This window comes from Levilactobacillus lindianensis (assembly GCF_003946095.1).
Lineage (GTDB): Bacteria > Bacillota > Bacilli > Lactobacillales > Lactobacillaceae > Levilactobacillus > Levilactobacillus lindianensis.
This window is the reverse complement of sequence record NZ_RHOD01000001.1, coordinates 31,148-56,801: the sequence shown is the minus strand read 5'-3', so window position 1 is coordinate 56,801 and position 25,654 is coordinate 31,148. Positions and strand designations below refer to the sequence as shown.

General features: G+C 51.2%; 21 protein-coding genes. 14 read left to right on the top strand and 7 right to left on the bottom strand.

Annotation, left to right across the window (positions count from 1 at the left end):
• Positions 1-712 precede the first annotated feature (712 nt).
• From EKM70_RS00255 to EKM70_RS00220, 8 genes are all read left to right on the top strand, one after another.
• The gene (locus EKM70_RS00255; protein WP_125544171.1) at positions 713-2,350 is read left to right on the top strand and encodes a glycoside hydrolase family 13 protein; all 1,638 of its coding nucleotides are present in this window, start codon (positions 713-715) and stop codon (positions 2,348-2,350) included.
• Positions 2,351-2,562: 212 nt separating this feature from the next.
• The gene (locus EKM70_RS00250) at positions 2,563-3,033 is read left to right on the top strand and encodes a MarR family winged helix-turn-helix transcriptional regulator (RefSeq protein ID WP_057877818.1); all 471 of its coding nucleotides are present in this window, start codon (positions 2,563-2,565) and stop codon (positions 3,031-3,033) included.
• A 318-nt stretch (positions 3,034-3,351) separates the two neighbouring features.
• Positions 3,352-4,104: a nicotinamide riboside transporter PnuC gene (pnuC, locus tag EKM70_RS00245; RefSeq protein WP_057877786.1), complete on the top strand. Its 753-nt coding sequence runs from the start codon at positions 3,352-3,354 to the stop codon at positions 4,102-4,104.
• A gap of 569 nt (positions 4,105-4,673) precedes the next feature.
• Positions 4,674-5,591: a magnesium transporter CorA family protein gene (locus EKM70_RS00240; RefSeq protein WP_057877785.1), complete on the top strand. Its 918-nt coding sequence runs from the start codon at positions 4,674-4,676 to the stop codon at positions 5,589-5,591.
• Positions 5,592-5,973: 382 nt separating this feature from the next.
• Entirely contained in the window at positions 5,974-7,734 is a 1,761-nt protein-coding gene (locus tag EKM70_RS00235) for a thiamine pyrophosphate-binding protein (protein WP_125544167.1), read from the top strand.
• Between the two features lie 707 nt (positions 7,735-8,441).
• Positions 8,442-8,897 (top strand): MarR family winged helix-turn-helix transcriptional regulator, encoded by a 456-nt coding sequence (locus EKM70_RS00230; protein WP_083488480.1) that lies wholly within the window; start codon positions 8,442-8,444, stop codon positions 8,895-8,897.
• Entirely contained in the window at positions 8,887-10,287 is a 1,401-nt protein-coding gene (locus tag EKM70_RS00225) for a DHA2 family efflux MFS transporter permease subunit (protein WP_057877782.1), read from the top strand. Before EKM70_RS00230 ends, EKM70_RS00225 begins: the two co-directional genes overlap by 11 nt.
• Before the next feature lie 110 nt (positions 10,288-10,397).
• Positions 10,398-10,817, top strand: a complete 420-nt coding sequence (locus tag EKM70_RS00220) for a hypothetical protein (protein ID WP_057877781.1) — start codon at positions 10,398-10,400, stop codon at positions 10,815-10,817.
• A 316-nt stretch (positions 10,818-11,133) separates the two neighbouring features.
• Here EKM70_RS00220 and EKM70_RS00215 read toward each other — a convergent pair whose 3' ends face one another.
• The 3 genes from EKM70_RS00215 to EKM70_RS00205 form a co-directional block, all read right to left on the bottom strand.
• The gene (locus EKM70_RS00215; RefSeq protein ID WP_057877780.1) at positions 11,134-11,379 is read right to left on the bottom strand and encodes a hypothetical protein; all 246 of its coding nucleotides are present in this window, start codon (positions 11,377-11,379) and stop codon (positions 11,134-11,136) included.
• Positions 11,380-11,855: 476 nt separating this feature from the next.
• Positions 11,856-13,217: a sensor histidine kinase gene (locus EKM70_RS00210; protein WP_125544165.1), complete on the bottom strand. Its 1,362-nt coding sequence runs from the start codon at positions 13,215-13,217 to the stop codon at positions 11,856-11,858.
• Positions 13,207-13,908: a response regulator transcription factor gene (locus EKM70_RS00205; protein WP_057877778.1), complete on the bottom strand. Its 702-nt coding sequence runs from the start codon at positions 13,906-13,908 to the stop codon at positions 13,207-13,209. The genes EKM70_RS00210 and EKM70_RS00205 overlap by 11 nt, the downstream gene beginning before the upstream one ends.
• Before the next feature lie 180 nt (positions 13,909-14,088).
• Between EKM70_RS00205 and EKM70_RS00200 the strand changes: the two genes are divergently transcribed.
• Positions 14,089-14,382 carry a hypothetical protein gene (locus tag EKM70_RS00200; RefSeq protein ID WP_057877777.1) on the top strand — a complete coding sequence of 98 codons (294 nt, stop codon included), beginning with the start codon at positions 14,089-14,091 and terminating at the stop codon, positions 14,380-14,382.
• A gap of 57 nt (positions 14,383-14,439) precedes the next feature.
• Here the strand turns inward: EKM70_RS00200 and EKM70_RS00195 are convergent, their stop codons facing one another.
• Together EKM70_RS00195 and EKM70_RS00190 are read right to left on the bottom strand one after the other, a co-directional pair.
• The gene (locus tag EKM70_RS00195; RefSeq protein WP_125544164.1) at positions 14,440-15,321 is read right to left on the bottom strand and encodes a LysR family transcriptional regulator; all 882 of its coding nucleotides are present in this window, start codon (positions 15,319-15,321) and stop codon (positions 14,440-14,442) included.
• A 205-nt stretch (positions 15,322-15,526) separates the two neighbouring features.
• Positions 15,527-16,168, bottom strand: coding sequence for an SDR family oxidoreductase (locus EKM70_RS00190; RefSeq protein WP_057877775.1), 642 nt, complete (start codon positions 16,166-16,168; stop codon positions 15,527-15,529).
• Positions 16,169-16,955: 787 nt separating this feature from the next.
• Between EKM70_RS00190 and EKM70_RS00185 the strand changes: the two genes are divergently transcribed.
• The 5 genes from EKM70_RS00185 (at position 16,956) to EKM70_RS00165 (ending at position 23,151) form a co-directional block, all read left to right on the top strand.
• Positions 16,956-18,158, top strand: a complete 1,203-nt coding sequence (locus tag EKM70_RS00185) for an NAD(P)/FAD-dependent oxidoreductase (protein WP_057877774.1) — start codon at positions 16,956-16,958, stop codon at positions 18,156-18,158.
• A gap of 438 nt (positions 18,159-18,596) precedes the next feature.
• On the top strand, positions 18,597-19,091 hold the full coding sequence (locus EKM70_RS00180) for a methylated-DNA--[protein]-cysteine S-methyltransferase (protein ID WP_057877773.1): 495 nt from the start codon (positions 18,597-18,599) through the stop codon (positions 19,089-19,091).
• Positions 19,092-19,419: 328 nt separating this feature from the next.
• Complete coding sequence (locus tag EKM70_RS00175) at positions 19,420-19,986, top strand: TetR/AcrR family transcriptional regulator (protein WP_057877772.1); 567 nt, start codon at positions 19,420-19,422, stop codon at positions 19,984-19,986.
• Positions 19,987-20,544: 558 nt separating this feature from the next.
• A complete protein-coding gene (locus EKM70_RS00170; protein WP_057877771.1) occupies positions 20,545-21,960 on the top strand; it encodes an NAD-dependent succinate-semialdehyde dehydrogenase in 1,416 nt (471 codons plus the stop codon).
• Positions 21,961-22,401: 441 nt separating this feature from the next.
• On the top strand, positions 22,402-23,151 hold the full coding sequence (locus EKM70_RS00165) for a glucose 1-dehydrogenase (protein ID WP_057877770.1): 750 nt from the start codon (positions 22,402-22,404) through the stop codon (positions 23,149-23,151).
• Positions 23,152-23,537: 386 nt separating this feature from the next.
• Here the strand turns inward: EKM70_RS00165 and EKM70_RS00160 are convergent, their stop codons facing one another.
• Entirely contained in the window at positions 23,538-24,068 is a 531-nt protein-coding gene (locus EKM70_RS00160; RefSeq protein ID WP_057877769.1) for a GNAT family N-acetyltransferase, read from the bottom strand.
• A 127-nt stretch (positions 24,069-24,195) separates the two neighbouring features.
• On the bottom strand, positions 24,196-25,572 hold the full coding sequence (locus EKM70_RS00155) for an Nramp family divalent metal transporter (RefSeq protein ID WP_057877768.1): 1,377 nt from the start codon (positions 25,570-25,572) through the stop codon (positions 24,196-24,198).
• Between the last annotated feature and the right edge of the window lie 82 nt (positions 25,573-25,654).

Below are 25,654 nucleotides of genomic sequence, written 5' to 3'. Positions count from 1 at the left end.
CCTTGAACCTCGAAAAGCACGAGTTTCAAAGTTGGCCGTGGTCTAAGCCGAGAGAAAACCTCGGCTAAGACCACCGACACGGGGGTATCGTCTGGTTCCCTCCGGCTGAGGCAACAAGGCGATTGGTCTTTGTGCTATAGCGAGGACGAATTCGTTGGTATTGGTAGTCTTTGAAATTTAATATTAGAAGAAGTAGCCTGATTAGTCTCGCGTAAGATGAGTCTAGTCAGGCTATTCTTTTTTAAATGTAGGAAGACAATTGGTTGAATATCGTGAGTGTGTCTTGACTCACTCTCAATTCAAATGGAGCCGGAGGTGGGCAAGGGAGACGTCCTGTGTCGGTGGTGTTAAGGTGGTGGTCTTCCGCCTTTACACCACGGGACGCCTTTAAGACCCACGTTCCTTGTGGGGCTTAAAGCGAGGGTGAAGACCGCTCTTTGGCTTCGCCCGGTCCCCATAGGACGGCTTCCTTGTCCACCGCAGGCGGAATGAACTTGAAGGATAATAGCAGGTTAAGAACCAGGTCATTTATTAATGAAACAATAAAGGAGCGAGTTATTTGACCCAGATATTTATTTTGTAGGGTTAGGCATAAAACTTGCAAAAAACAGCCACAACCCGGATAATTATTGGTACAATGAAAGCGAATGCAAGACTGATGGTTAGAAGCGACAAGCGGTTGCATTAATTGAGTATTGGAAGGAAGAAATTCATGAGTGACGCAGAGTGGTGGCAGCGAGCCGTCGGGTACCAGATTTATCCGCAAAGTTTTTATGATAGTAACCACGACGGGATTGGTGACCTGACGGGCATTCAGCTCAAGGTGGATTACCTACAATCGCTAGGCATTGACTTTGTCTGGATCGCTGCCTTTTACCCATCTGGCGGGATCGACAACGGCTACGATGTCACAAACTATCAGGGGGTGGCGCCGCAATTCGGAACGATCGCTGATTTTGATCACCTAGTCGCGGCCTTGCACGCCGCGGATATTAAGGTGGTGTTGGATTTACCACTGAATCATACGTCTACCAAGCACCCGTGGTTCCAAGCCGCGGTGGCGGACGCGCAGAGCCCATATCGTGACTACTATCTTTGGCAACCGGCGACGAAAGACGTGACGCCCAACAATTGGGAATCCGTTTTTGGCGGTTCGGCCTGGACCTACAACGCCCAGGCTGGTGCGGCTTATCTGCATTCCTTTGCCAGAGAACAGGCCGACCTGAACTGGGAGAATCCCGCCGTGCGACAGGAACTGGCGGGCGTCATTCAGTGGTGGGCCGACCGGGGTGTCGATGGCTTCCGTCTCGATGGGGTGACTCATCTGAAGAAGCGCGCGGACTTTGCGGATGTGGCCAATCCAAGAACCGGCTACTTTGCCGACTTTACTGGGGTGACCGCTTATCTCGATGCTTTGAAACCTGTCTTACGTCGTAATCATTTGCTGATCATTGGGGAAACTGGTGGTATCGACATGACCACCGCACAACAATGGTTGGACCCTGAAACGGGCTACTTCGATCTGTTGCTGGAGTTCGACCACGTGCACAACTGGGAGCTGGCTAAGCCGAAGCTTCCGGTGGCCGCGCTTCGTGAGAATTTGACGAAATGGCAGTTGGCCATGGCCGACAGTGGGTGGATCGCCTTATTCATTGAGAACCACGATCTGCCACGGGCCGTGTCCTATTATGGCAATGACCAGGACTATCGCCGTCGCTCGGCGAAGGCCTTGGGGCTGTGGTACCTGTTGATGCGGGGGACGCCCTTCATTTACCAGGGCCAGGAGTTAGGCTTAACCAACGCTCACTTCACGTCCATCGACGATTATCGCGACCTCGACAGTCGGTTGTATTACCGACAACAGGTGGCACAGGGTGTGCCGGCCGAAACAGTGCTGGAAGAGCTTTCCGAACGGAGTCGCGACAATGCTCGGACGCCGCTTCCCTGGACGCAACACCGGTACGGCGGCTTCTCCGATCATGAACCTTGGATGAAGCCGGCGCCCGATGGGGAACGGGTGAACATCGAGCGGGAGAGTCATGACCCACTTTCGGTGGTGACCTTCTATCGGCAGTTGGTTCGGTTGAAGAAATCGGTGCCAACTCTGTTGCTGGGTCGTTATGAATTGATTGATACTCACGATGATCAGCTGTACGTTTATCGCCGAACGTTGAACGGCGATAACTGGTTGGTTGTGGTTAATATGAGTGATGACGTGGCCACCACCCAGGAATTCGATTTGAAAACAAGCGAACTTATTTTGACGAACCTACGATTTGATGCGGAGTCAGACGATCTCGAGATTCAACCTTGGGAAGCCCGCCTGTATCATTTAAGAAAACTGGAGTAATGTTTTAGCGGGGCGGACCGGGTTTAAAACGCGGCCGCCTTTTTTATACCCTAAACTTTTTTACAAATTAGTGAATTCCTATTGCATTTCTGCAAATTGTTCTTTATTATTAAATGTATAGATATTTCTATGGGGTCAACCATTTTGCGTATTGCTAATCGTGTTAATTATCTTAGCGGTTAGCGAGTGAAGATAAGGATATGATGAATACTATGGCAAAGAGTAAGGTCGTTCATGCGGAAAGTTTTTTCGAATCTTACATGGAGTTAAAGCGAGAATTGGAGAAGTCAGCGACACGGTTCCAACGGGCAATGGGGATTTCCGTGGATCAGTACGCGATTCTACACCATATTTTGGAGAATCCCGGTAAGCTAACTTCGGCCACAGTGGCCGACAGTCGCGGGATTTCTCGCGCGGCAGTTTCACGCGGAATTTCGCAATTAATTCGCCGGGGCTATGTGCTGCAAAGCTATCAGTCTTCGGATCGCCGAGTACGTCCATTATCATTGACGGCCAGCGGCGAAGCCTTAGAAATGGCTTGTCATGATCTCTTGGTCAAATCGGCCAAGGTCATGAGTCACGCCGAGCTGGCATCTGGTGGCAGTCAATTGACTGTCAGTGAGCTGACTCAAATGTTGGCGGTGGCTACAGCCAAGGCGACCTCAGAAACACCCGAGGCCTAATAACCAACGCATGAATTATAAGCTAGGATCAGTCGCTTGCGACTGGTCTTTTTCTTTTCCCTCAAACTAACCAATATGTGCAACCCCTTGGATCATTTATTTTTGTTTCACGGCCGTGGCCGCCTAAACGTAAGCGCTTACGTTGGCCAAAATGGGCATGAAACAAATTTAAAATGAGGCCCCAGAATGGAAATTTACGTGCTATAATCGATCCTGTTGTTCAAAATGAACGCCACAACATGTTGTGCTAACTGACCACTTCACCGGTGATGAAGTACTAGATGTGGTTAAAGAAAATGAAGAGGGAGCGCAATTAGCATGAAGCATTATATTCAATTTTTATCTCACCAACTCAAAGGGTGGCCACAACAAAACTATTATCTGTTCTTCTTTAGCCTAGGGTGCCAAGTCATGACGCTGGTCGGCCAACAAATCACACTGCTGACGGTCTTGACGTTTATCGGGACGACGCTGGGGGTTCTCTGTGTCCTAGCGATTAATGCGGCGAAGTCGGTTAATGGTTTTCTCGGCGTGCTTTCTGCAATCTGCTTCATTATCACCGGGTATGCGGCGAAGAACTATCTGAGTATTTTCGAACAGGTGGCCTACGTGGCCACGCTGGATATTCCGGTGCTCCTGAGTGCTAGCTGGAACGTCAATATGGCATCTAAGATTCGCAAGTTTACTGGACGGACCTGGGTCATTGCGCTGGTTTCAACGGCGGCCATCTACCTGGTCTCTGGCTGGGGGATTGGCACCTTTACCGACGATCCGCGGCCATGGGTCGATGCCATTAGCTTCGCTATCAGTCTGACCGCTGGGGTTATCTGTTTCCTGCGGTTCAACAACCAATACGTTTGGTGGATTGCTTCCGGCCTGGCACAAATGGTACTGTGGTTCATTTCCTTCCGGCAGGGTTCGGCAACGTTGGCGATGTTTATCAACAGTTCCGTTTACCTGATTAACGACGTCTTGGCCTTCACCATCTCGCCTTGGTATAACGAGAAAGAACGGCAACGGGTTATCAAGCAGGAAACGGCGTATGCCGCTAGCTTGGAGAGCAATAATTAACTTGGTGTTAAAATTTAGTGATTGAAGGGGTCGTCATTTTCGGGCGTGGGGTCCGGGAGTGACGACCTCTTTGTATTTAGGAGTAGGAGATTGGTGCTGATTGGCCGCCTGCGGCTGCCAGGGATTCCGCCTGCTGTGGGGACGTTTCAGCCCCTTGGGCTTCTCGCTCGATTTGAAGCCACGAAAGTCACGTGTCTTCAGAGTCGCCCGTGCAGTAAGGCCGAGAAGTACACTCGGTCTAACTGCACCGCCACGGCTGGCTCCATCCCTGGCCTCCTCCGGCTAAGATTGTCGGTGACCTGAATATATTGGGGAGAGATAGTCATCAGCCCCTAATTGGGTTTTCGAGTGTTAGAAATTATCAAAAGTGTCAGTCCACAACGATTATTCCCAGCAAGAGCTTCCAACAGAAATCACGTCTGCCCTGATTGACGAGATCGCCTTTTGTCACGATAGTCCAGTTCGCTGCACCTGACCGGTAGTTGGGGACACAATCCCCAAAATTTGGCGGTAAAAGTCAGTCCCGCGTGGTACACTGTAAACAGCGTTTTAACAAGGAGCGGAATGACATGATTGTTGAAAGAAAGATTGGGACGGGGGAACAAGACCTGGTCTGGGTAATGGCCATGGTTGAGGACGATGCCGATCGGGAGAATTTACAGGTTAATTATGGCCTGACCGATGAAATCCTAACCTACGTTACCGATGAAAATGAACGGTCTCACTATGACCGTGATGAGTATCTGAACACGCAACTCTTCGTGTTCCACGTGCCGGTTGTCGTGGACCAGGTGTCGCAACGCTACATCACACGACCCGTGACGTTTTTACTGAAGGGTCATCGCGTTTTTTCTATTACAACCAAGAATACTCAATGGGTGAACCAAACGTTGAGCGAACGACTAAAGTTGGAACAGATTATGGATACCAATGAGTTCGTCCTGGTTGGGCTGTTCATTTTGTTTGACCAGTTTATTCCACCCATTCGCAAGATTAATGCAGAGCAGAATCGCTTGGACCGGCAGCTTAATCAGTCACCGGACAACAAGGATTTGATCGCGTTATCTAACCTGCAACAGAGTCTGGCGTACTTCGTTAGTGCCACGCGCAACAACGCCATGATGGTGGTCAACCTCAACAATACCGCCTTTGGGAAGCAACTGTCGGACACCAACAACGAGCGCCTGACAGATGCGGTCATTGAAGCCCGCCAAACCTCTGAAATGACGGCGATCGAGGCGGATGTTGTCGACCGAATTTCCAAGACGTTTAACAATGTGCTGAATAATAACCTGAACGACACGATGAAGTTCTTAACCATTTGGTCATTGGTTTTGACGATTCCCACCATTGTGACCGGATTCTACGGGATGAACGTTAAGCTGCCATTTGCTAATCAAGGGATTTCGTGGCTGATTACCGTGGCGATCATGGTCGGCGTCATGGCCTGGGTGGCCTTGATGCTGAAGCATCGGCATTTTTGGTAGGGAAAAGAGTGTTCTAACAGGCGTTCAGCCGACGAGCATTAACGTCGTCCAGAGAATCATCCCGAACCTGGATGATTTTCTGGACGGGGTTAAGCGGAGCCGGCTGCCTGTTAGAACACGTTTCGACAATCTAAATTCAAAAACCGAAGGGCCTGGGATAAATTCCAGGCCCTTTTGCGTCGCCAACTTATCTGGCCGAAACGCCAGCTAACCGCCTGTTGTCACCCGCTTTAAATTGAAAGCGCTTCATAAGTGAAACTTTTCACTAACAAAAAGTAAGTACAATTACTGGTATTCACCGTGAGTTGGGACTATGATGTGGCTAATCAATGATTTTGGGGTGCTGCGTGACCGACACCTACACCAAAGGAGCGCGATTCAAATGACAAAGATGATTGCGGGTCAAGCATTGGTAAAAGTTCTAGAAGCATGGGGTGTCGATCACCTCTACGGCATTCCCGGGGGTTCTATCAACCATACCGTTGAAGGCCTCTATCTGGAAAAGGACAAGATTCAATATATCCAGGTCCGCCACGAAGAAGTCGGGGCTTTAGCCGCCGCAGCCGATGCCAAGTATACCGGTAAGGTCGGCGTTGCCTTTGGTTCCGCCGGTCCTGGGGCCACCCACCTCTTTAACGGCCTCTACGATGCCAAGATGGATCACGTCCCAATGTTGGCGTTAGTCGGTCAAGTTCCACAGCCAACCATGAATACAAATTACTTCCAAGAAATGGACGAGACGCCAATGTTTAGTGACGTGGCTGTCTACAACCGGACCGCTACCACGGCTGAACAGTTGCCTTACATGGTCAACCAGGCCATCCGTGAAGCCTACCGGCAAAAGGGCCCAGCCGTGGTCATCATCCCCGAAGATTTGTCAGCGACGGAGATTGACTACGAACCTGTCAAGACGCCAAACACGGTCTCAAATACCTACACTCAAACAATTGACCCTGCCGCGGTAACCGCTACGCTCGATCTGATCAAGGCAGCCAAGCATCCCTTAATTTACGCTGGTCGTGGGTTACTCGGCGCCAGAGATGAACTGGTCAAATTCAGTGAACAGTTCCACATTCCCGTGCTCAACACGGTGCCCGCTACTGGCGTGATTCCAACCGATCACCCCAACGCCATTGGGACATTTGGGCGTTTAGGTTCCAAGTCTGGGTTTGAAGCGCTCCAGCATACCGACCTGATTCTCTTCCTCGGGTCCGAGTTCCCCTTTGCCCAGTACTGGCCAAAGAATATTAAGATTATTCAAGTTAACGATAATTCCTTTGATATTGGGAAGATGGTCCCAATTGACTACGCCGTGATCAGTGATGCCAAGAGTTACCTTCAGGCCATGATCGCCACCGGGGAAACGTTGCCAGAAACGGATTGGTTGCGGGCTAACCGGCAGAACAAACAGAATTGGAATACCTGGTTGGCCCAACAGGCCGATGACGACAGTCAGGGCCTCGCACCCGAAGTTGTCATGAAGAAGGTTGCCAGCATGGTTGGCCCTAAGGATACTTACGGGGTCGACACCGGGAACGTTTCCGAGTGGTCTGTTCGTGGTTTACCAATGGACAAGCAACAACGTTTCGTGCTTTCTGGTTTATTTGCCACGATGGGTTATGGCTTGCCAGCCGGTTTAGCCGGGGCCTTGAGTGTGCCCGATGGCCAAGCCTGGTCCTTCTCCGGTGATGGTGGGTTTGCCATGGTGGCCCCCGACATTATTACGGAAGCCCGTTATGAATTACCCGTTATCAACGTGGTCTTCAGTAACCGGCGCTTCGGGTTCATCTATCGTGAACAAGTCGACACCAAGCAACACTTGTACGGGGTTGATTTGACCGACGCCGACTGGGCTAAGGTTGCCGAAGGACTCGGTGGAATTGGTTTCACCGTCTCTAACAACGCCGAAGTCGAAAAGGTCTTCGATCAAATCAAAGACCTGCAAGCTAAGGGGAACCGCAAGCCAATCGTGGTCAACGCCGTTATCAAGGACGACGACCCGATCGGCACGGCCTTCATGCCACTCGATGCCAAGCTTTATGGGCAAGAGATGGTTGATGCCTACGCCAAGACCAGTCACATCGATCCTAAGGAACAACCAGCTTTAGGTGAACTGTTACGGGCCAAGGGTGACAATCTCTAAAATTAAATTTAACTGCCGCATGCGATCAGACTTGATCGTGTGCGGCTTTTTTTGGTCTTGCGTTCAATGCGGTCGCCTGCGGCACCTAGACAAAACCCCCATGAGGCAGACCTGAAGCCGAAGGGCGGTCTTCAGGGCAACCTTGAACCTCGAAGCCCACGAGTTTCAAAGTTGGCCGTGCTCTAAGCCGAGACAAAACCTCGGCTTAGACCACCGACACGGGGGTTCTGTCTAGGTGCCTCCGGCTGGAGTGATAGTAAGACCATAATTTTATTGATGTGGGTAGATTAGACGTAATATAGTCAAGTTCTGTGAGCTGATCGGATTATTCGGAGATAAAATGGTTATTCCAGTTTGACTGGTGATTGATAATTAGGGATTGGTAAGGCATGATAGTTGGCTTGTGGAGATTGGGTTCGTTGCTGACAATATCAGTCTGGGCCAGAGGGGGTTAGGGGTGTCAGCCAGTGTCGGTGGTGTTGGACCGGTGGGCTTCCGGCTCTACAGCAGGGGACGAATTCAAGACCCACGTCCCTTGTGGGGCTTGAATTCGAGGTCGAAGACCGCTTCTTAGGCTTCGACCGTGCCTCACAGGCTGACACCCCTAACCACCGGCGGCCTGAACGACTCGCCAGCGGCAATTAACCCTTGCATTTATTAAAGATTCAGTTTAAAATTATTAGCTGACTAACAAAAGGAAGTGCAAAATGCCAAATAGAAGATTGGGAGCCTGGCTGAGAGATGCTGAGCACCAGATGGATTTTGAAATGAACGAATTCTCTCGGCAATATAATCTCACGGGGATGCAAATGTCCGTGATTGATTTTCTCGGTCGGCAGGGAACGGCCGATACCTACCAGTTAGACGTTGAGCAGGAGTTTCACGTCCAACGGTCTACGGCGTCCGTGATGATCCGGCGAATGGTGGAACGCGACCTGGTTTCTCGGGTGGTGGCTAGCGGTGATAGCCGTAAACGGCAACTGCAATTGACAGCCAAGGGCCAACAGCTGGTGCCGATCGTCACGACCTATTTGGAACAACAGGATGCCAAAATGTTGGCGGGGATGACGGCCAACGAGGCTGCGGCCTTTCGTCACGCTTTACAGCAGGTTTCACAGTGGGGACAGTCGAACCCCGGAGAGGAGTCACCTAATGGCAAATGAAAAAATTGAACCACGCGTCGTCGGAGCCGTTCTGGCTACGGGTCTGATGTCTTTGAGTGGGGTCATCGTGGAGACCGCGATGAACATTACTTTTCCCACGTTAATGAAGCAGTTTGACGTGACGACGGGGACCGTGCAGTGGATGACCACGTTGTATCTCCTGATCGTGGCCTGCATCGTCCCGATCTCCTCGTATTTGAAACGACGTTTTAAGTTGAAGTCGTTGTTTGTGACGGCCAACCTCCTGTTTATCGCGGGCTTGTTGTTAGATGCCATGGCACCGACCTTTACGTGGTTATTACTGGGACGAGCTGTTCAAGGACTCGGCACCGGGATTGCCTTACCTTTAATGTTTAACATTATTCTCGAACAGGTGCCGTTGAGTCGGATTGGGTTGATGACTGGGATCGGGACGTTGATCACTGCCGTGGGACCCGCTATTGGGCCAACTTATGGGGGAATCCTAGTGACCAATTTCAACTGGCGCTATATTTTCTGGATTCTGGTGCCCTTCCTCGTCATCTCATTCTTTGTGGGGATTCGGACAATCAAACAGGTTGTGCCCACGAAACAGGAGTCTTTCGATGTTCTCAGCATGATTACCGTAATTATGGCCTTCGGGGGTCTAATCTACGGCTTCAGTTCCCTGAGTAGTCATGACTGGTTAAGCTGGTCGGTTTTGGGATCTTGGATCATCGGCATTGTTGGGGCTGTTGGCTTTGTTCGCCGGTCGGATCATATCGACCATCCCTTGATTCATTTGGATGCGTTGCGCAACCGGCCCTTTGCCTGGCATTTACTGACCTTCTTTCTGATTCAAACAACCGCACTGGGACTCTCCTTTATCCTGCCAAATTACCTACAGTTGGTCGATCAGCAGACGGCATTCGTGGCCGGACTGGTGGTCTTGCCGGGTGCCATCATCGGGGCCGCCTTTTCTCCAATTGGGGGTCAGATCTTGGATCGGTTCGGGGCTAAGCGGCCAATTCTCTTGGGCCTGAGTGTTGTTGTCATCACGTTGCTACTGATGACCGTCTTTGCCAGTCATCTGTCGGTTGCGGCCATTCTGTGGCTTTATGTAGTCTACATGGTGGGGATCGGCGTTGCCTTCGGAAACATTATGACGGCCGGTTTGAAACAACTGGGCGCTGACCTTAAGGCGGACGGTAATGCCTTGATGAACGCACTCCAGCAGTTTGCCGGAGCCATTGGGACCGCCGTGGTTTCCGCGATTATCGGCGCTAGCCAAGCCTCTGGGAGTGGCAGCACCGTTGTTAAAACGGCGTTGGGTTCTAAATGGGCGTTGCTGGTGTTGGTAGTGACCGGACTCGGAGCCTTGCTCAGCATGCTGGTAGCCTTTCGCTCTGAACAGGGAACAACCGCGCGTTAGTATTGCAACTACCCTAACCAGGTCAGTTTCCGTTAGCCTATTGTTAAGCTTTCCTGTGCTACACTGGGAGTCCAAAAGCGGAACCCAACTTGGAAAGTGAGGCGATTCGGATGCGGTTTGATTGGCGCTATGCGTTTCATTCGTTCTGGTTTCTTCAGGTGTTGATGTTGCTGATGAGTCCGGTGATTTTCGAACCCGGCGCATCCAGCAAACAGTTGGCGGTGGGGGCAATGCTCGGACTGGTCATTGTTGACGGCTTGTTCACGCGCCAGTACCCTTACTTCAGTCGGTTTGGTCGGCAGGGATTTGAAGGTCTAGTTGGTTTTATTTTCTTCATGATCATCGCTTGCGTGGCTCCTTACTTTCCAAATTGGTCGCCCGCAGTCTGGGGTTTTATGAGCTTTTGCGTTGCCAGCTTTGGTGGCACCCTGGATGGGTACCTGGCTTATCCCACGGAGATTATGGTGGGACAGACCCGCAAACAGTTGCGGCGGAAGGCGGAGTTCACGCACAAACCGATTCCCCATTAAGAATTGAACGTAAATTTTAAACGAGAGCTTGGGATGAAACCCAGGCTTTTTTTCGTGGGTGGCCACCTAGCCGAAACGTGCGCCATCAGGCAGTCGGCTCCGCTTAACCCCGATTACGGAATAATCCAAGCCCGGGATTTTTCCGTAATCGACGTTAATGCTCGCCGACTAACCGCCTGATGGCGCACTCTTGCGACAAAAAAGCCCCAAGTCAAGCAGCTTGGGGGCTAAGGTTAGGGGCCGATTTAGTGGTGAATGGACACTCTCGCTGGAGGCCTTTAATTCATGATCGGCGATTAAGTTTTGAGTGGGAAAGTTACATCGCGTACGTCCAATCGTACGCTAAGAGTTGATGGAACTTTTCGCCAATTGGCACCCAAAGTTTGGCTTTGGCAATGTTAGCGATGGATTCCCAGAACAAGGGGTCCTTGCGTTCCTGGTCGCTTAAGTTCAGGTTGACGTAACTCCCGGCTTCCGTCTTGGCGATGACGTAAGGGTAGAAAACCTTCGTAATCTGGGCGGGTGTTATCGTATGAATTTGCGGGTTGTCATCAATCAGCATAATCTCACGCTTCCTTTCAAATTATGACATCCGAGATTGGTTGTCTCGGTTGGTCAGGAACGCCACGCTGTAAGGCCGGCAAATCACCGACCTAACGCCGTCGACACGGGACTCTGCTCCTGTCCAACCGAGGCTGAATTACATTCACAACATAATAGGTGATATTTGATATTATGTTGTGTGTTCAACCAGTCCTAGCCGGAAGCAACCAGACAGAACCCCGTGTCGGTGGTCTTAGCCGAGGTTTTTTCTCGGCTTAGAGCACGGCCAACTTTGAAACTCGTCTTTTGAGGTTCAAGGTTGCCCTGAAGACCGAACTTTGGCTTCAGGTCTGCCTCACCGGGTGGCGTCTGGTTGACGCAGGCGGTGAAGCTAGGTGGTTAACCAGAACCACTCAGATATCATCTATGGACCCAGTATACCGGGGAAAGGTCGCTTTAGTCCTTGATTTCAATTAAGGATTACCTGAGAATTTCTTATTTTTCCTTTGCGGCGGCCAAGGTTACGGCAAATCGACTGCCGTGCGGGGTGTTATCGGTGACGGCAATCGTGCCATGGTTGAGGCTGACCAGTTGGGAAACGATGGCGAGTCCCAGGCCGCTGCCCTCAATTTTGTTGGATCGGGCGCTATCAACCCGGTAGAACCGTTCGAAGATGTGTTCGCGGTTCTCCGGTGCAATCCCCGTTCCTTGGTCGGCCACCGTGAGGGTCACGTGGTCGTCGGTTGTGGCGACGGTCACCGTGATGGGCTGGTCGGCCGGTGAATATTTGTGGGCATTGTCGAGGAGGGCCGTTAGGATTTGATGGAGCATGTCCTGATTACCCAGGGCCATGGTCGGTGTTGTGGGGCCGTTAAACGTCAACGGTTGGCTGACCAGGGGTTGGTAGTGTTCGACGACACCCCGGGCCATGAGCGCGATATCTAGGGGTTCCAAGGTGACCGCGGCTCGATCGGCACGGGAAAGATGGAGTAAGTTTTCAATCAGATGTTGCATCCGCAAGGACTCCTGGTCGATGAATCCCAGTGATTCGGGAATGACCTCGGGATGCTGTTCTCCGCGACGTTCGATTAATTTGAGATTGCCCCGAATGGTGGCGATGGGTGTGCGGAGTTCATGCGAAGCGTCGGAGATAAATTGGCGCTCACGTTGCAGTCGGCCATTCTGGGCGGCCAGGAGTTGGTTGAAGTCGCTGGCCAGTTGGGCCACTTCCACCGGTTCCGTTGGTCGTGGCAGTTCTGGCTGCGTACTTTCGGGATTGGCGGCGGCTTGTTGGGCCGCTTGGGCCAAGGCCATAGTGGGGGCACTGATACGATTGGCCAGCCGGCGAACGTAGGCCAGCCCAATTAGGAAGCTCAGGCCAATAATAATGATAAGCACCGCAATTAAGATATGGAGATTGCCGACCAACACGTGCATCCCAATGAAGAGATCGTAGGTGCGGCCCCCAGTCTTCAGCGATTCGGAGAAATAGAGTCCCCAGCCTTTGAAATAGGTCAGATGGGTAAAGGGAATCGACCAGGTCCTGGCTGCGGCGAGCGCTGCCCCTCGTGGGAGGAGTGACGTTGTCGTACCGTTTGCTTGTTTGATGAAGACAAACGTGTTGTGAGAGTTCAGTCCACTGGCTTGATTCACCTTGAGCCAGTCCTGGAAATTACTGACCTGTGAGGTCTGGAGGCTGGCACTCAGTTGGGCCGCTTGGTTCTGGGCTCGCGTGAGTTGATCGACGACCAGGGTGATGCTGACCGTGAGGACAATGACGATCCCAATGGTCACCAGCAGACTGGTAAACGAGTGACGAATGATATCCGCGTATGATCGCGGCTGCTTAGTTCGCATCAGCATCATCTTCCTTTAGGCTGTAGCCGACGCCACGCACCGTGTGAAAGAGGTGCGGCGCGTCGCCCACGTCAATTTTATTGCGCAGGTAGCCGATGTAGACGTCGACCACGTTTTGTTGGCCGAGAAAGTCGACGCCCCAGACGTTATCGAGGAGCTCGTCGCGGGTGAAGACTTGGCCAGGGTGCTGTAACAAGAAGAGTAAGAGGTCGTATTCACGCTGGGTAAGTTGGAGGTTGCGCCCGCCGCGATCGACCTGGCGGGTCTTGGTGACCAGCGTCAGATCGGCTAAATGGTAGGCTTGGTCACGGCCGGTCTGATGCTCGGCCCGGCGCTGGATGACGCGAATCCGGGCGAGGAGTTCTTCGATTTCAAAGGGTTTCGTGATATAGTCGTCGGCCCCGGTGTCTAGCCCAGTGACCTTGTCGCCGAGGTAATCGCGAGCGGTCATCATGATGACGGGGAGGTCGTCGTGCTTGCGAATTCGACGGAGAACCTGCATGCCATCCATCTTGGGTAACATCCAATCTAGTAGGATTAAAAGCAGGTCGTCGCGTTTTTCCTGATAGGTTTCCCAGGCTTCCTCACCGTCTGCGGCCGTAATCACTGTAAAGTCTTCGAAGGTCAGTTCCTTGGCAACGTAGCTGGCCAGGCCTTCCTCGTCTTCGACCAGTAGAATTGTATTTTTCATAAACGCTGATACTCCTTCGTGTGGTGGTGTTTAAATGCATAATAACATAATGCCGCTAGTGGAAAATAAGAAATTCTTATGTGCGACTTATTTTAACTTCAAGATTAGCGGGCGCGTCCCATGGTATAACTAAGTCATCGAAAGCGAACAGCCAAAACAACTAACTGAGGAGTGGTTAAAATGACTAAAATTAAAACGATGATGACTAAAGTAATGCTGGTTGCCATGACGGTGACAACCTTGCTGGCAACCTCTGCCGGGGCTTCTGCCGCAACCAAGACGACGACCAGTGACAATGCCCCCGAGATTCGGACGTCCATTCAGCTGAGTGACCGGCCCAACGCCGGCATCCAACCAGCTAAGATTCACTTACAACGGGTCACAACTAAGAAGATTTCCAGCCAAGTACAAACGGCCGTCAATGCCAGTGCCCTAAACCTGGACAACAAGCACGACGACCGTCAATTGAAATAATTATTAATCAGTAGAATAGAAGCTAATTCGAGCGTGATTGTCGGCTAGAGCCGGGGATTACGCTCCTTTTAGTTCGTTTCGCACCAAGTCAATGAAGGCCTGAGTAGCGGCGTTGGGATGTTGTCCCTTACGAGTGACTAGGCAAATGCGGAATGGGGGGACATCATCTAGTAGCGGTAACGCGATCAGCGGATCACTCTGCGAGATGGCGAGGTCGATCAACAGGCTGACCCCGGCGTTGACCGCGACCAGCTGTTTAATCAGCTCGACCTGACTGGTTTGGAACCGAATCTTCGGGGTGATACCGGCGTCAGATAGCTGGTGGAAGACGTTATCTTGAACGTAGCCGGGTTCCAACATGATGAAGGGGTCGTCAACAAACTCGCTGAAGCTGACCCGGTTGCGGTTAGCCAGGGGATGTTGTTGGCTGACGATGATGGCAAATTCGGCAGAGGTCAGTTCCTCCACTTCCAGGGTATCGGAGGGGAGGCTGCCCGCGGTACCAATGAAGGCCGCGTCCAGTTCGCCGGCTAGAAGCTTCTTGAGGATCTGGTTGGAACCACCTTCGACGGGCTTCAAGGCACTGAACAAATCAGCCTCTTGCAAGGCCGGGGCCAGTTGAGGTAAAAGGTTTTGACTAATAATGGGTGGTAGACCCAGACGCACCGTGCCTTTTTCCAGACTGACTAAGTCTTGTTGGGAACGGTGATATTCATTTAAGATTCGGCTAGCGTGGGCGTAGAACTGGTTACCAGCAGGGGTCAGCGTGACCTCGCGGCGGGATTGCCGGCGGTCGACCAAGGGGATGGCCAATTCCTTTTCCAGCCGGCGTAGCGCAGCCGATACCGCGGGTTGGGTCACCTGAAAATCTTCGGCGACGCGAGAGAAACTCTGACGGTCTACTAATCGGGTAAAGTATGCTAAGTCTTTAAAATTCATGCGCTATTTCCTTTCCAGTTGTTAATCATTTATAAACTTATTTTATCACATCGGGGATAAACAATTTATACCAATTAGTGGGTTATGTACTGTTTTACGCGGCGTGGGGGAATAAATCAATGAGCAACCGGTCGCAAACGCCAGTCTGGCGGGAAAGAAAAGGCACGTCAACCAACCTGGCTGACGTGCTAAGAACTTCTTAAATTTAGTGGATGATGGCGTCAATGGCCGTGTCACCGTTGACGAATTCAATCGTTTGCTTTGGTTGGGGATGCGCCACGATGGTGGCAACCACTGCGGCTACGTCGACCCGGCTGACGGACTTCGTGGCGCTATCGGCCGTCTGAGTAGTGATCTTGCCGGTTGGGGCATCGTTGGTCAGGATTCCAGGACGGACAATGGTGTAATCCAGATTGGTGCGGTGTTTGAGCCATTCGTCCGCGTAGAACTTCGCTACGTAGTAAGGCCGAATGCCCGATTTGCTCCAGAAGGACCGGTCGTCGGTACCCATGGCACTGACGATGATAAAACGCTTGATCCCGGCCTTTTCTGTGGCAATCATGGACTTAACGGCCCCATCGAGATCAATGTTTAAGGTCATGTCGTCGCCAGTACTCCCACCGGAACCGGCAGAGAAGACGACGGTGTTGATGCCGGCCATGGCGGCAGCCAAGTCATCGATACTGCCCATCAGATCGACTGTGCGGGGTTGGCCCCCTAAGGCTTTTAATTCTGCGGCTTGAGATTCGGAGCGGATCCCAGCATAGACGGTTTCACCCATAGCTGCAAGTTGTTCGACAATGTGCTGGCCAACGTGGCCGTGAGCACCAATTACTAATGTTGTCATGAAGAAATCCTCCTTGAATGGTTTGGTTTCTGGTTTCCGTCTGCGGTGATCAGCGGGCCGTCCTATGAGGCACGCCCGAAGCCAGGAAGCGGTCTTCGGACTCGTCTTTAAGCCCCACAAGGGGCGCGGGTCTTAAAGGCGGCCCCTGCTGTAAGACCGGAAGAACGCCGGCCTAACACCACCGACACAGGACGGCCCACTGATCACCTCCGGCTAAAGGATACCAACCGTTAATGGTGATGCTGACAGTTTTATTTTAACCGGAGGTCACGAGACAGAACCCCGTGTCGGTGGTCTTAGTCGAGGTAGTTTCTCGACTTAGACCACGGCCGACTTTGAAACTCGTGTTTTTCGAGGTTCAAGGTTGCCCTGAAGCCTGCTTCTCAGGCTTCAGGTCTGCCTCACAGGGTGGCGTCTCGTGACCGCAGGTGAGAACAACCACCAAACCTAATTAACTTAACTAACCTCTACCATAAAGGTTTCGTGAGGAGATTTCAGCTAAAGTGACTCGCTGAGGTCTGGGGCGACTGCCACACTGGGTTAACCAATTCGCTAGTGGTTTAGTCGGGTTAGGCGTTGGATTTGTGAAATATTTAATAAACCGCTTTCAATGGCTTTTCACCTGATAACTCGTATAATAGAAGTAAATCATCCCTGATGATTAGGTCACCCGCTGATTTCTCCGGGGGGAGTGGTCTTCGGTTAAGAGATTATGGGCTTAGCCGATTAACGGATTAACAAACTAACCGAACTTCAGGGAACTCTAGCAGAAAAGGGGTCGTTTAATATGGCAACGATTTTAGTTCTCGGTGGTGGCTACGCAGGCATGCGGGCAATCAAGTTCCTACAGCGTGAGGTACCTAGTGAAGATAAAATTATTTTAGTTGATAAGACGAGTACCCACACGGAAAAAACCAATCTGCACGAGGTGGCGGCGGGGACCATTGCGCCCGACCGGATCACCTATGAGATTAATGATGTCATCAGTAGTCGCGTGGACTTCATTTGCGACACGGTTACCAACGTAGACGTGGATCAGAAGCAGGTCACGTTGGCGGATCACGAACCGATCACCTATGATTATGTAATTGTGGCTTTAGGCTTCCAGTCCGAAACATTTGGCCTGAAAGGGGCCGAGGAGAATGCCTTACCAATGGATGATTTGGCAACCTCCGAGGCTGTTTACCAGCACATTGAGGCCAAGGTAAAGGGCTATGCCCAGAGCCAAGATCCCAACGACTTAGTAGTCGCCGTTTGTGGGGCTGGATTTACCGGGATTGAACTCCTGGGTGAATTGACGCAGTCTCTGCCAAAGCTCCAGACGCGCTACAACACGCCGGCCATCAAGCTGGTTTGTCTGGAACGGTCACCAGCCATCTTGCCAATGTTTGACAAGTCCCTGGCAGATTATGCGATGGCCTTCATGGCTAAGCACAACGTCGACATGAAGCTAGGCTCCAACATTAAGGAAATCAAGCCCGGTGCGGTCGTTTACAGCGACGGCAACGATGAGGAACACGAAGTGCCGGCCAACACGATCGTTTGGACCGTGGGGGTCAGTGGCTCACAAGTTATCGCGGATTCCGGCTTCGAACAACGGCGGAACCGAGTCGTTGTTGAACCCGATCTGTCCATAGCCGACCATCCTGAAGTTTACATCGTGGGTGACGTGGCCGCCGTCATGGATGCCGACAGCGAGCGTCCTTACCCAACCACGGCGCAAATTGCCTTGGCTGCGGGGGCACAAGCCGCCAAGAATATCGGTTTACAACGGCGTGGTCGTGAGACCTTACCCTTCGTTTACAAGTCCGTCGGGACCGTGGCCTCACTGAGTGACCGCGACGGAATCGGTGAAATCTTCAGTAGTAACCGTAAGATCAAGGGCTACGTTGCCTCAGCGATGAAGAAGGTTATCACCGACCGTTCCTTACTGGAAAGTGCCCACCTGAGTACCGTCTTCAGCAAGGGTCGGTTCGACCTGTATCACTAAAATTTAAATCGGTAGTATTGAGATAACCACATTAGATCGTCCTAGGTTTGGGCGACTGATGTGGTTATTTTCACCTTTTGTTATAAATGTCCGTCAGTGGTTGAGATAATAATTCTGGCGATTTGAACCGACAGAAGTGGTTACCAGATGAAATTGGCAAAGACTAGCTTTGACAGTTTCAGGCTTTAGTGTTGGTGGCCCTGACCGGCGATCACCCTAGAAAATCTAACAGCAATTAAATTCTTTTTTCAACCTAGTTATGGAACAATTAACAGCGTTAGTTTGCGGATAGGGTGCGTGGTTGGTGGGATCGGACGCCAATAAGGACCTGAAGACCGGTGGACTAACCACTAGGAAGGGTGGCCTCGCTAAAAATTTAATTGACTAATGTTAGCCTATCGTCTTTTTTAATGATAAAATAAGTAAAAAAGGGTGATCATGATGTGGCAAAAGCAATTTGACACGCCACTGGGATCGATGACCGCGGCTAGCGATGGGTCGGCCATTACCGGTTTGTGGTTCGATGATCAGGAACACTTCGGGAGTACGTTGCCCGCCGCGACGCCGACTGGCGATTGTCCGGTATTTGACCAGCTCGCGACTTGGTTGGCGGCTTACTTTGACGGCGCACAACCATCCGTTACTTTCCCGGTTCGGCCTGACGGGACGCCGTTGCGGCGTCAAGTTTGGCAAGTGTTACGAACAATCCCGTATGGTCAAGTTTGGACCTATGGCGAGATAGCAGATAAGGTTGCGATGGCGATCGGCCACAATCCCGGAGCGCGTGCTGTCGGGGGTGCGGTTGGTCACAACCCGATTAGTCTGGTCATTCCTTGTCACCGCGTAGTTGGTAAAAATGGGGATTTAACTGGTTATGCGGGGGGCCTAAAACGGAAACAATGGCTCTTAGAGCTGGAGGGACCGTTAAAATGACTCACTGGTGAGGTAATTAACGAAAAAGATTTCGGGTTTTTCAGAAAATTTACGGATAAATTACCTATTGTGCACAAAAGTATCGTACAATATATCAGTGGTTATGCTATAATCAAGGCTGTTTAAAGGATAATCGAGGTTATAGTTGATAGATATAACTAATGAGCAACTAACTGACATTTTTCTCTGAAAAGGGTTTTATCTGGCGTGAAGACGCGTATAATTTTAGTCAGCTTAGGATGTTAGTTAAGGTTACTAGCTTCCGGGGGGGATGCTAGTAACGTGCAAAATAAAAATCTAAATGGTGTGTATGATTGGAGGTATCACGATGGCTGCATCGGAAACTAAGGAGCGTATTGCGGAGGCCTTGGCTTCGCTGTTAAACCACAATACGTTTGACAAGGTCACGGTCCGTGAGATCGCTGACGAGGCGGAGGTTCACCGGAAAACGTTCTACTACTACTTTGCTGACAAGTATGAATTGTTGGGCTTTGTCTACCAACACTTTATCGTGGACGCCCCACGGCATGAACAACCCACGGCATTGACCCTAGAAAATTGGCGGCCGGCAACGATCCAATTATTGGAACGGATCGCTGACCATTCGAAACTTTTCTTGAACGCTTACCCATACGATGGGGGCGTCTGGCGTCAATCTGCGAATGAGTTTGTGGCGTCAAGATTGTCAATTTTGCTCCACGCAATGCCTGAGTACCGTTACTTAAAGGAAGACGTGATCGACACGTCCGCGGAATTCATTGCCGCGGGCTCGTTGGGAATAATTAATAAGTGGGCAAACGATAACTTTACCGCTAGCCCCCGGACGGTGTTGGACCAGATTACCACGGCCAACCGCCTGTTCAACGGGATTTTGGACCGTTGGAAGTTAAGCTAATACTTATCGAGCGACTCTCCTCACGAGAGTCGCTTTTTTTGGATCCATCTGGCCATGCCTCCGGACAGTTCCAGACGGGCTGGAACGTTGTGGACGCGACTTGAAGCCTTTCTGAGAAGCGAAAGTCTTCAAGCACGGTCTTTGCCTAACCGGAGAAAAACCACTCCGCTAAGGCAAACGGCACGACTGAGCTCGTCTGGAACTGTCCTCCGGCCGACACGAGTTAATCCAATGACTCATTTCGTTTTTGGCCGGCTAGTTCGGATAACTGGCGTACAGTCTGCCACTTGTGATGTTTGAACACATTCGCCGGTTTAGCCGTCGTTTTCGAGGAAAATTAAGCAGTTGAAATCTTATTGTCTTACCTAGAATTCAACCATAGACCAATTTTGTTAGAAAATTATGATAGCGCTTTAAATCCGTGTGCAATTTCACAAGAGATCTTGAATAGAAACTCACAAACGAATTACTAGCGTTCCGCAATCTATGAGGGTATAGTGTCAAATGTAAGGGGTTACTTTGTGAACGTGAATGACCCCAATAAGGAGGAGAAGTAGAATGGCTTATCAAACAACCAATCCCTATACCAATGAAGTTGTGAAGACTTATGAAGACGCAACTCCTGAGTATGTCGAAGAAAGTTTAGCAAAGGCACAAAAACTCTATTTGAAATGGCGAAATGATCCAGTATCCAGCCGAATTCCAGTACTCCACAAGTTGGCACAGATCTTTAGAGATGAGACCGATAGTCTCGCTAAGGTGTTAACGGTGGACATGGGTAAGTTGATCGGTGAAGCTAAGGGTGAAGTGATTCTGTGTGCGATGATTGCCGACTACTATGCCGACCACGCCGAGGAACTCTTGAAGCCGCGGGCCATCGAATCCATCGCCGGTGAAGCTCAACTTGAGAACCATCCACTGGGTGTCATGATGGCGGTGGAACCTTGGAACTTCCCTTACTACCAAATGATGCGGATCTTCGCCCCGAACTTTGCCGTGGGTGACCCCATCGTTTACAAGCATGCTGCCATTACCCCAGCCTCAGCGTTAGCTTTCGAAGACGCCGTTCGCCGGGCCGGGGCGCCTGAAGGGGCCTTAACCAACTTGTTCTTATCCTACGACCAAGTCTCCGATGTCGTCGCTGACAAACGGGTTCAAGGGGTTGCCTTGACCGGTTCCGAACGGGGTGGAGTTGCCGTTGCCAAGGTTGCCGGTGAACACCTCAAGAAGACCACGATGGAACTCGGTGGGGTCGATGCCTTTATCGTTGCGCACGATGCTAACATGACCGATGTTAAGAACATCGCACCACGGGCTCGTTTGTACAACGCCGGGCAGGTCTGCACGTCTTCCAAGCGCTTCATCGTTACTGAAAACAACTACGATGAATTCCTAGCTTCCTTGAAGGCTGCCTTCTCGTCCGTGAAGATGGGCGATCCAATGGACCCAAGTACGACGTTAGCCCCAATGAACTCCAAGCGGGCTAAGGAAAAGTTACAGGCTCAAGTCGATGAAGCTATTGCTGGTGGCGCGACAGCCTACTACGTCCACGAACCAATCGACGACGATGGCCAGTTCTTCATGCCAACCATCTTAACCAACATCACCAAGGACAACCCCGCCTACGGGAAGGAAATGTTCGGTCCCGTGGCGCAGGTTTACAAGGTTAAGGATGACGATGCAGCCATCGCCTTGGCTAACGACGCCGACTACGGTTTAGGCGGAATCGTCTTTGCCGGTAGTGCCGAATATGGTGCCGAATTAGCATCCCGGATCGAAACGGGAATGGTCTTCGTCAACACCTTCTTCAGTTCCTTGCCAGAACTCGAATTCGGTGGGGTCAAGAAGTCTGGCTTCGGACGTGAACTTGGCCAGAGCGGGATCTTCAGCTTCGTCAACCAGGAACTCGTGGTTAAGCGCGACCATCCAAATGAGGACGAAACTGGTGGCTTAGTCTTAGCCCACAAGTTTTAAGCTAAAAGAATAAAAAACTAAAATCCGGGGCGCGCAGGTCTCGGATTTTTTTATGAATCGGTCGTTGTTATGTAGCTAGTAACTAATTGTAGTTTGTTGTTGCTCGACTACTTAAGAGTGAAGCAGAACGTGTCCCGTTGAGGAAAAAGGTCTGGAGGGTGGTGCCTGAGAGGGCTCAGCCGTGTCGTTATTGTTGGCTGACGTTTTTGGTCAGCTTACAATAAGGCCGGGTGGGGAGACCGCTCTTTGGCTTCCCACCGCGCCCATGGCGTTCCAGCCCTCTCAGGCACCACCCGGAAGACCCATCGCGCAAATCCTAATTGATAGGTGTTGTTCGTAAGACCAGTGTTGCCGATCAACGACTAAGAGGGGTAATTATTTTCCCCCACCAGCCGAGTGTGATATTCTGAACAATAGAAAAGATTGAAAGGATGATTTGATATGACTGATCGTTTAAAGGGTAAAGTTGCCATTATTACCGGTGGGGTTGCCGGAATCGGCCTCGGTATTGCCGAATGCTACGTTCGCGAAGGTGCCAAGGTAGTTATTACCGCCAACCACAACGTCGATGGGGGCCATGCCGCCGTTGAAAAGTTTGGGGACGACGTCAGTCTCTTCGTGCAACAGGATGTTGCCAAAGAAGCCGACTGGCAAAAGGTGATCGACGCGACCGTTGAAAAGTTTGGTAAGCTGGATATCCTGGTTAACAATGCCGGAATTGGTGGCCCGAACACGGCTATTGAAGACCTGTCATTAGAAGACTGGCAAAAGGTGATCGACATCAACCTGACCGCTAATTTCTTAGGTGAAAAGGCCGCTATCAAGACGATGCAAAAGACCAACGACGCCAAGGGCTCCATCATCAACGTATCCTCAGTTGCCGGTTTGATTGGGTTACCAATGGCCCCAGCATACTCCGCAAGTAAGGGTGGGACCCGGATGTTGAGCCACGCCACGGCCTTGAACTTAGCCCAACGTGGGATTGATATCCGTGTTAACTCCGTTCACCCAGGCTGGATCGATACGGCCATCATCCCCGCAGCTGCCAAGGAACAAATCACCAAGACGGTGCCAGTGGGCCACTTAGGTAAGCCACAAGACATCGGTGAGGTTTGTGTCTACTTAGGTAGCGACGAATCTTCATTCGCTAATGGTGCTGAATTTACCGTTGACGGCGGACAGAGAGCCTAGTAAAAGAGTGCGGTTAAAGGCGGTTAGCTGGCGAGCATTAACGTCGTTAGGGAATTAATCCTGGTTTTGGATTAGTTTCCTAACGGGGTTAAGCGCAACCAGCTGCCTTTAACCACACGTTTCGACTGTGTAAAATCAAAGAGCCAACCCAAGCGAGCATTAACGTCGTAAAGAGAATCATCCCGAACCTGGATGATTTTCTTTACGGGGTTAAGCGGAGTCGGCTGCCCTGGCTGGCACGTTTCGGCCAGGTAAATTCAAAGAGTCGGAACCAACTGTCCTGGCTGGCACGTTTCAACAGAGTAAATTCAAAAAGCTAAATAATTAAAACAGGCGGTGTGCTCCCATTTCCGGGAACACACCGCCTTTAATTTACGCTAAAAAATTCAATCCGAAGCCAACTTCGCAAATAACACCGCGTCCCAATAACCGCCGTGGGTATCGGGAATCTGTTGGCGCAACCGGCCCTCCACTTGAAAGTGACGGCGTTTTGCCACTCCTTGACTGGCGAAATTACCACTAGCCGCTAACAAGAAGAGTTTACGCAGATGAAGCGTGGTAAAGGCGATCTGCTCAACGGTTTCGAGGCACTGCGTCATGACCCCGCGGCCCTGAAAGGCACGTCCTAACCAGTAACCCACCTCGGCCTGACCGTCGTGGATGTTGTGCAGGTCGATCATGCCAGCCGGCCGATTGTCGACCCAAATTACGGCTAGCCAAAGTTCACCGTGCGCCATCTGGCGTTGGCAAATGCGGAGAAAGGCGGCCTCATCCGCCACCGCTTCGGTGTCATCTGCCCAGGGCAACCAACGGCGCAGCGTTTGGCGATCCGCGTCGACGAGGTCAAATAATCCCGGGGCGTCGTCGGCCGTGGGGGACTTGAGCACAATCGTTTTGGAAACTTGATAATCTGCCATAGGGCTCACCTCGTTTTTTTAGTTATACGCTGTGATTGCGGAGAAGTCAACGGTTGGTAAGCAGTCGAGCAAGCTAACTGACGGCAAAAGAAAAGCCCGACCAAGCCGGCCGGGCTACTCGTCATGGTTAGGCGAGATGTAACGTATTTAAGATTAGGTAGATGTTTAAGATAATCAGAATTACCGCAATGATCCAGCCGAGAATCCGAGACCACGTCTTGTTCACGAACTCACCCATGAGATCCTTACTACTGGTGAACATCACCAGTGGAATCATGGCGAACGGTAACGCGATACTCAGGAACACTTGCGAGAGCGTCAGGAGGTTTTCAATCTTCGCTTCATTACCGTGATAGTAGATGGCGAAGATGATCACTGGCGTCACGGAGAGCAGACGGGTGATAACCCGTTGGGCCCAGAGTGGCATCTTCAGGTTGATGAACCCTTCCATGATGATTTGACCAGCCAAGGTTCCGGTAATCGTGGAACTTTGACCGGAAGCCAGTAAGGCTAAGGCAAACAACATACTCAGGATTGGACTGGCAATCGCCCCGACAATCTTACTGTCGCTTAAGGCGTTGAATAGGTCCACGAACCGGCCCAGGTCACTGTTGGTCCCGAAGAAGAGGGCCGCTCCTAAGATTAAGAGCAAACTGTTCACAACGAAGGCCAACGTCAATTGGATGTTGGAGTCGATCGTGGTGAAGCGAATGGCCTTGGCCACACTCTTGCGATCCTTGCGATCGAAGTTTCGCGTTTGTGAGATCGATGACCCGAGGTACAAGTCATGCGGCATGACGGTCGCCCCAACAATCCCTAAGGACAGGTAGAGCATACCTTGATTGGTGACCACCTTGCTGGAAGGCAGGTAGCCCTTCAACATCTGGCCCACGTTTGGTTGGGCCAAGATCACTTCGTATAAGAAGACGAAGAGGATGACGGCAACCAAGGTAGCAACGATGGCTTCAATCTTTCTAAATCCTAACTTCATCAGGATCAGGAGGATTAAGACGTCGGCGGTGGTAATCAGAATCCCAACAATCAGTGGGAACCCGAACAGTAGCTTCAAGGCGATGGCTGACCCGATGATTTCAGCAATATCGGTAGCCATGATGGCCGCTTCGGTCACGATCCAGAGGAAGAAACCCATCTTCTTACCGGTTCGTTCGCGGGTGAGTTGCGCTAAATCTTTCCCGGTCACAATCCCGAGTCTAGCTGACATGGCTTGTAAGAGCATGGCGACCAGACTGGAGAGCAAGACCACAGTCAGTAACGCGTACTTGTAGTTGGCACCACCGGCGATGGAGGTAATCCAGTTACCGGGGTCCATATACCCCACGGCAATCAGGGCACCCGGCCCGGTATAGGCCATCAGGGTACGCCAGAAACCAGCGTTTTGCGGAACTTCGACAGTCCCGTTAACTTCGTCGAGACTCTTCTGGTCGCCGCCAGTGGATTGGATCATATGGTGCTTGGACTTTGGATCGGATTCGTGATTCTTCATAAAAAAATCCCTCTTTTCTATTGGCTTAGAAATTCAGGCAGTCGAGTGACTTCTGTCTTTCCTGTAAAGTCCGGAGAAGTCC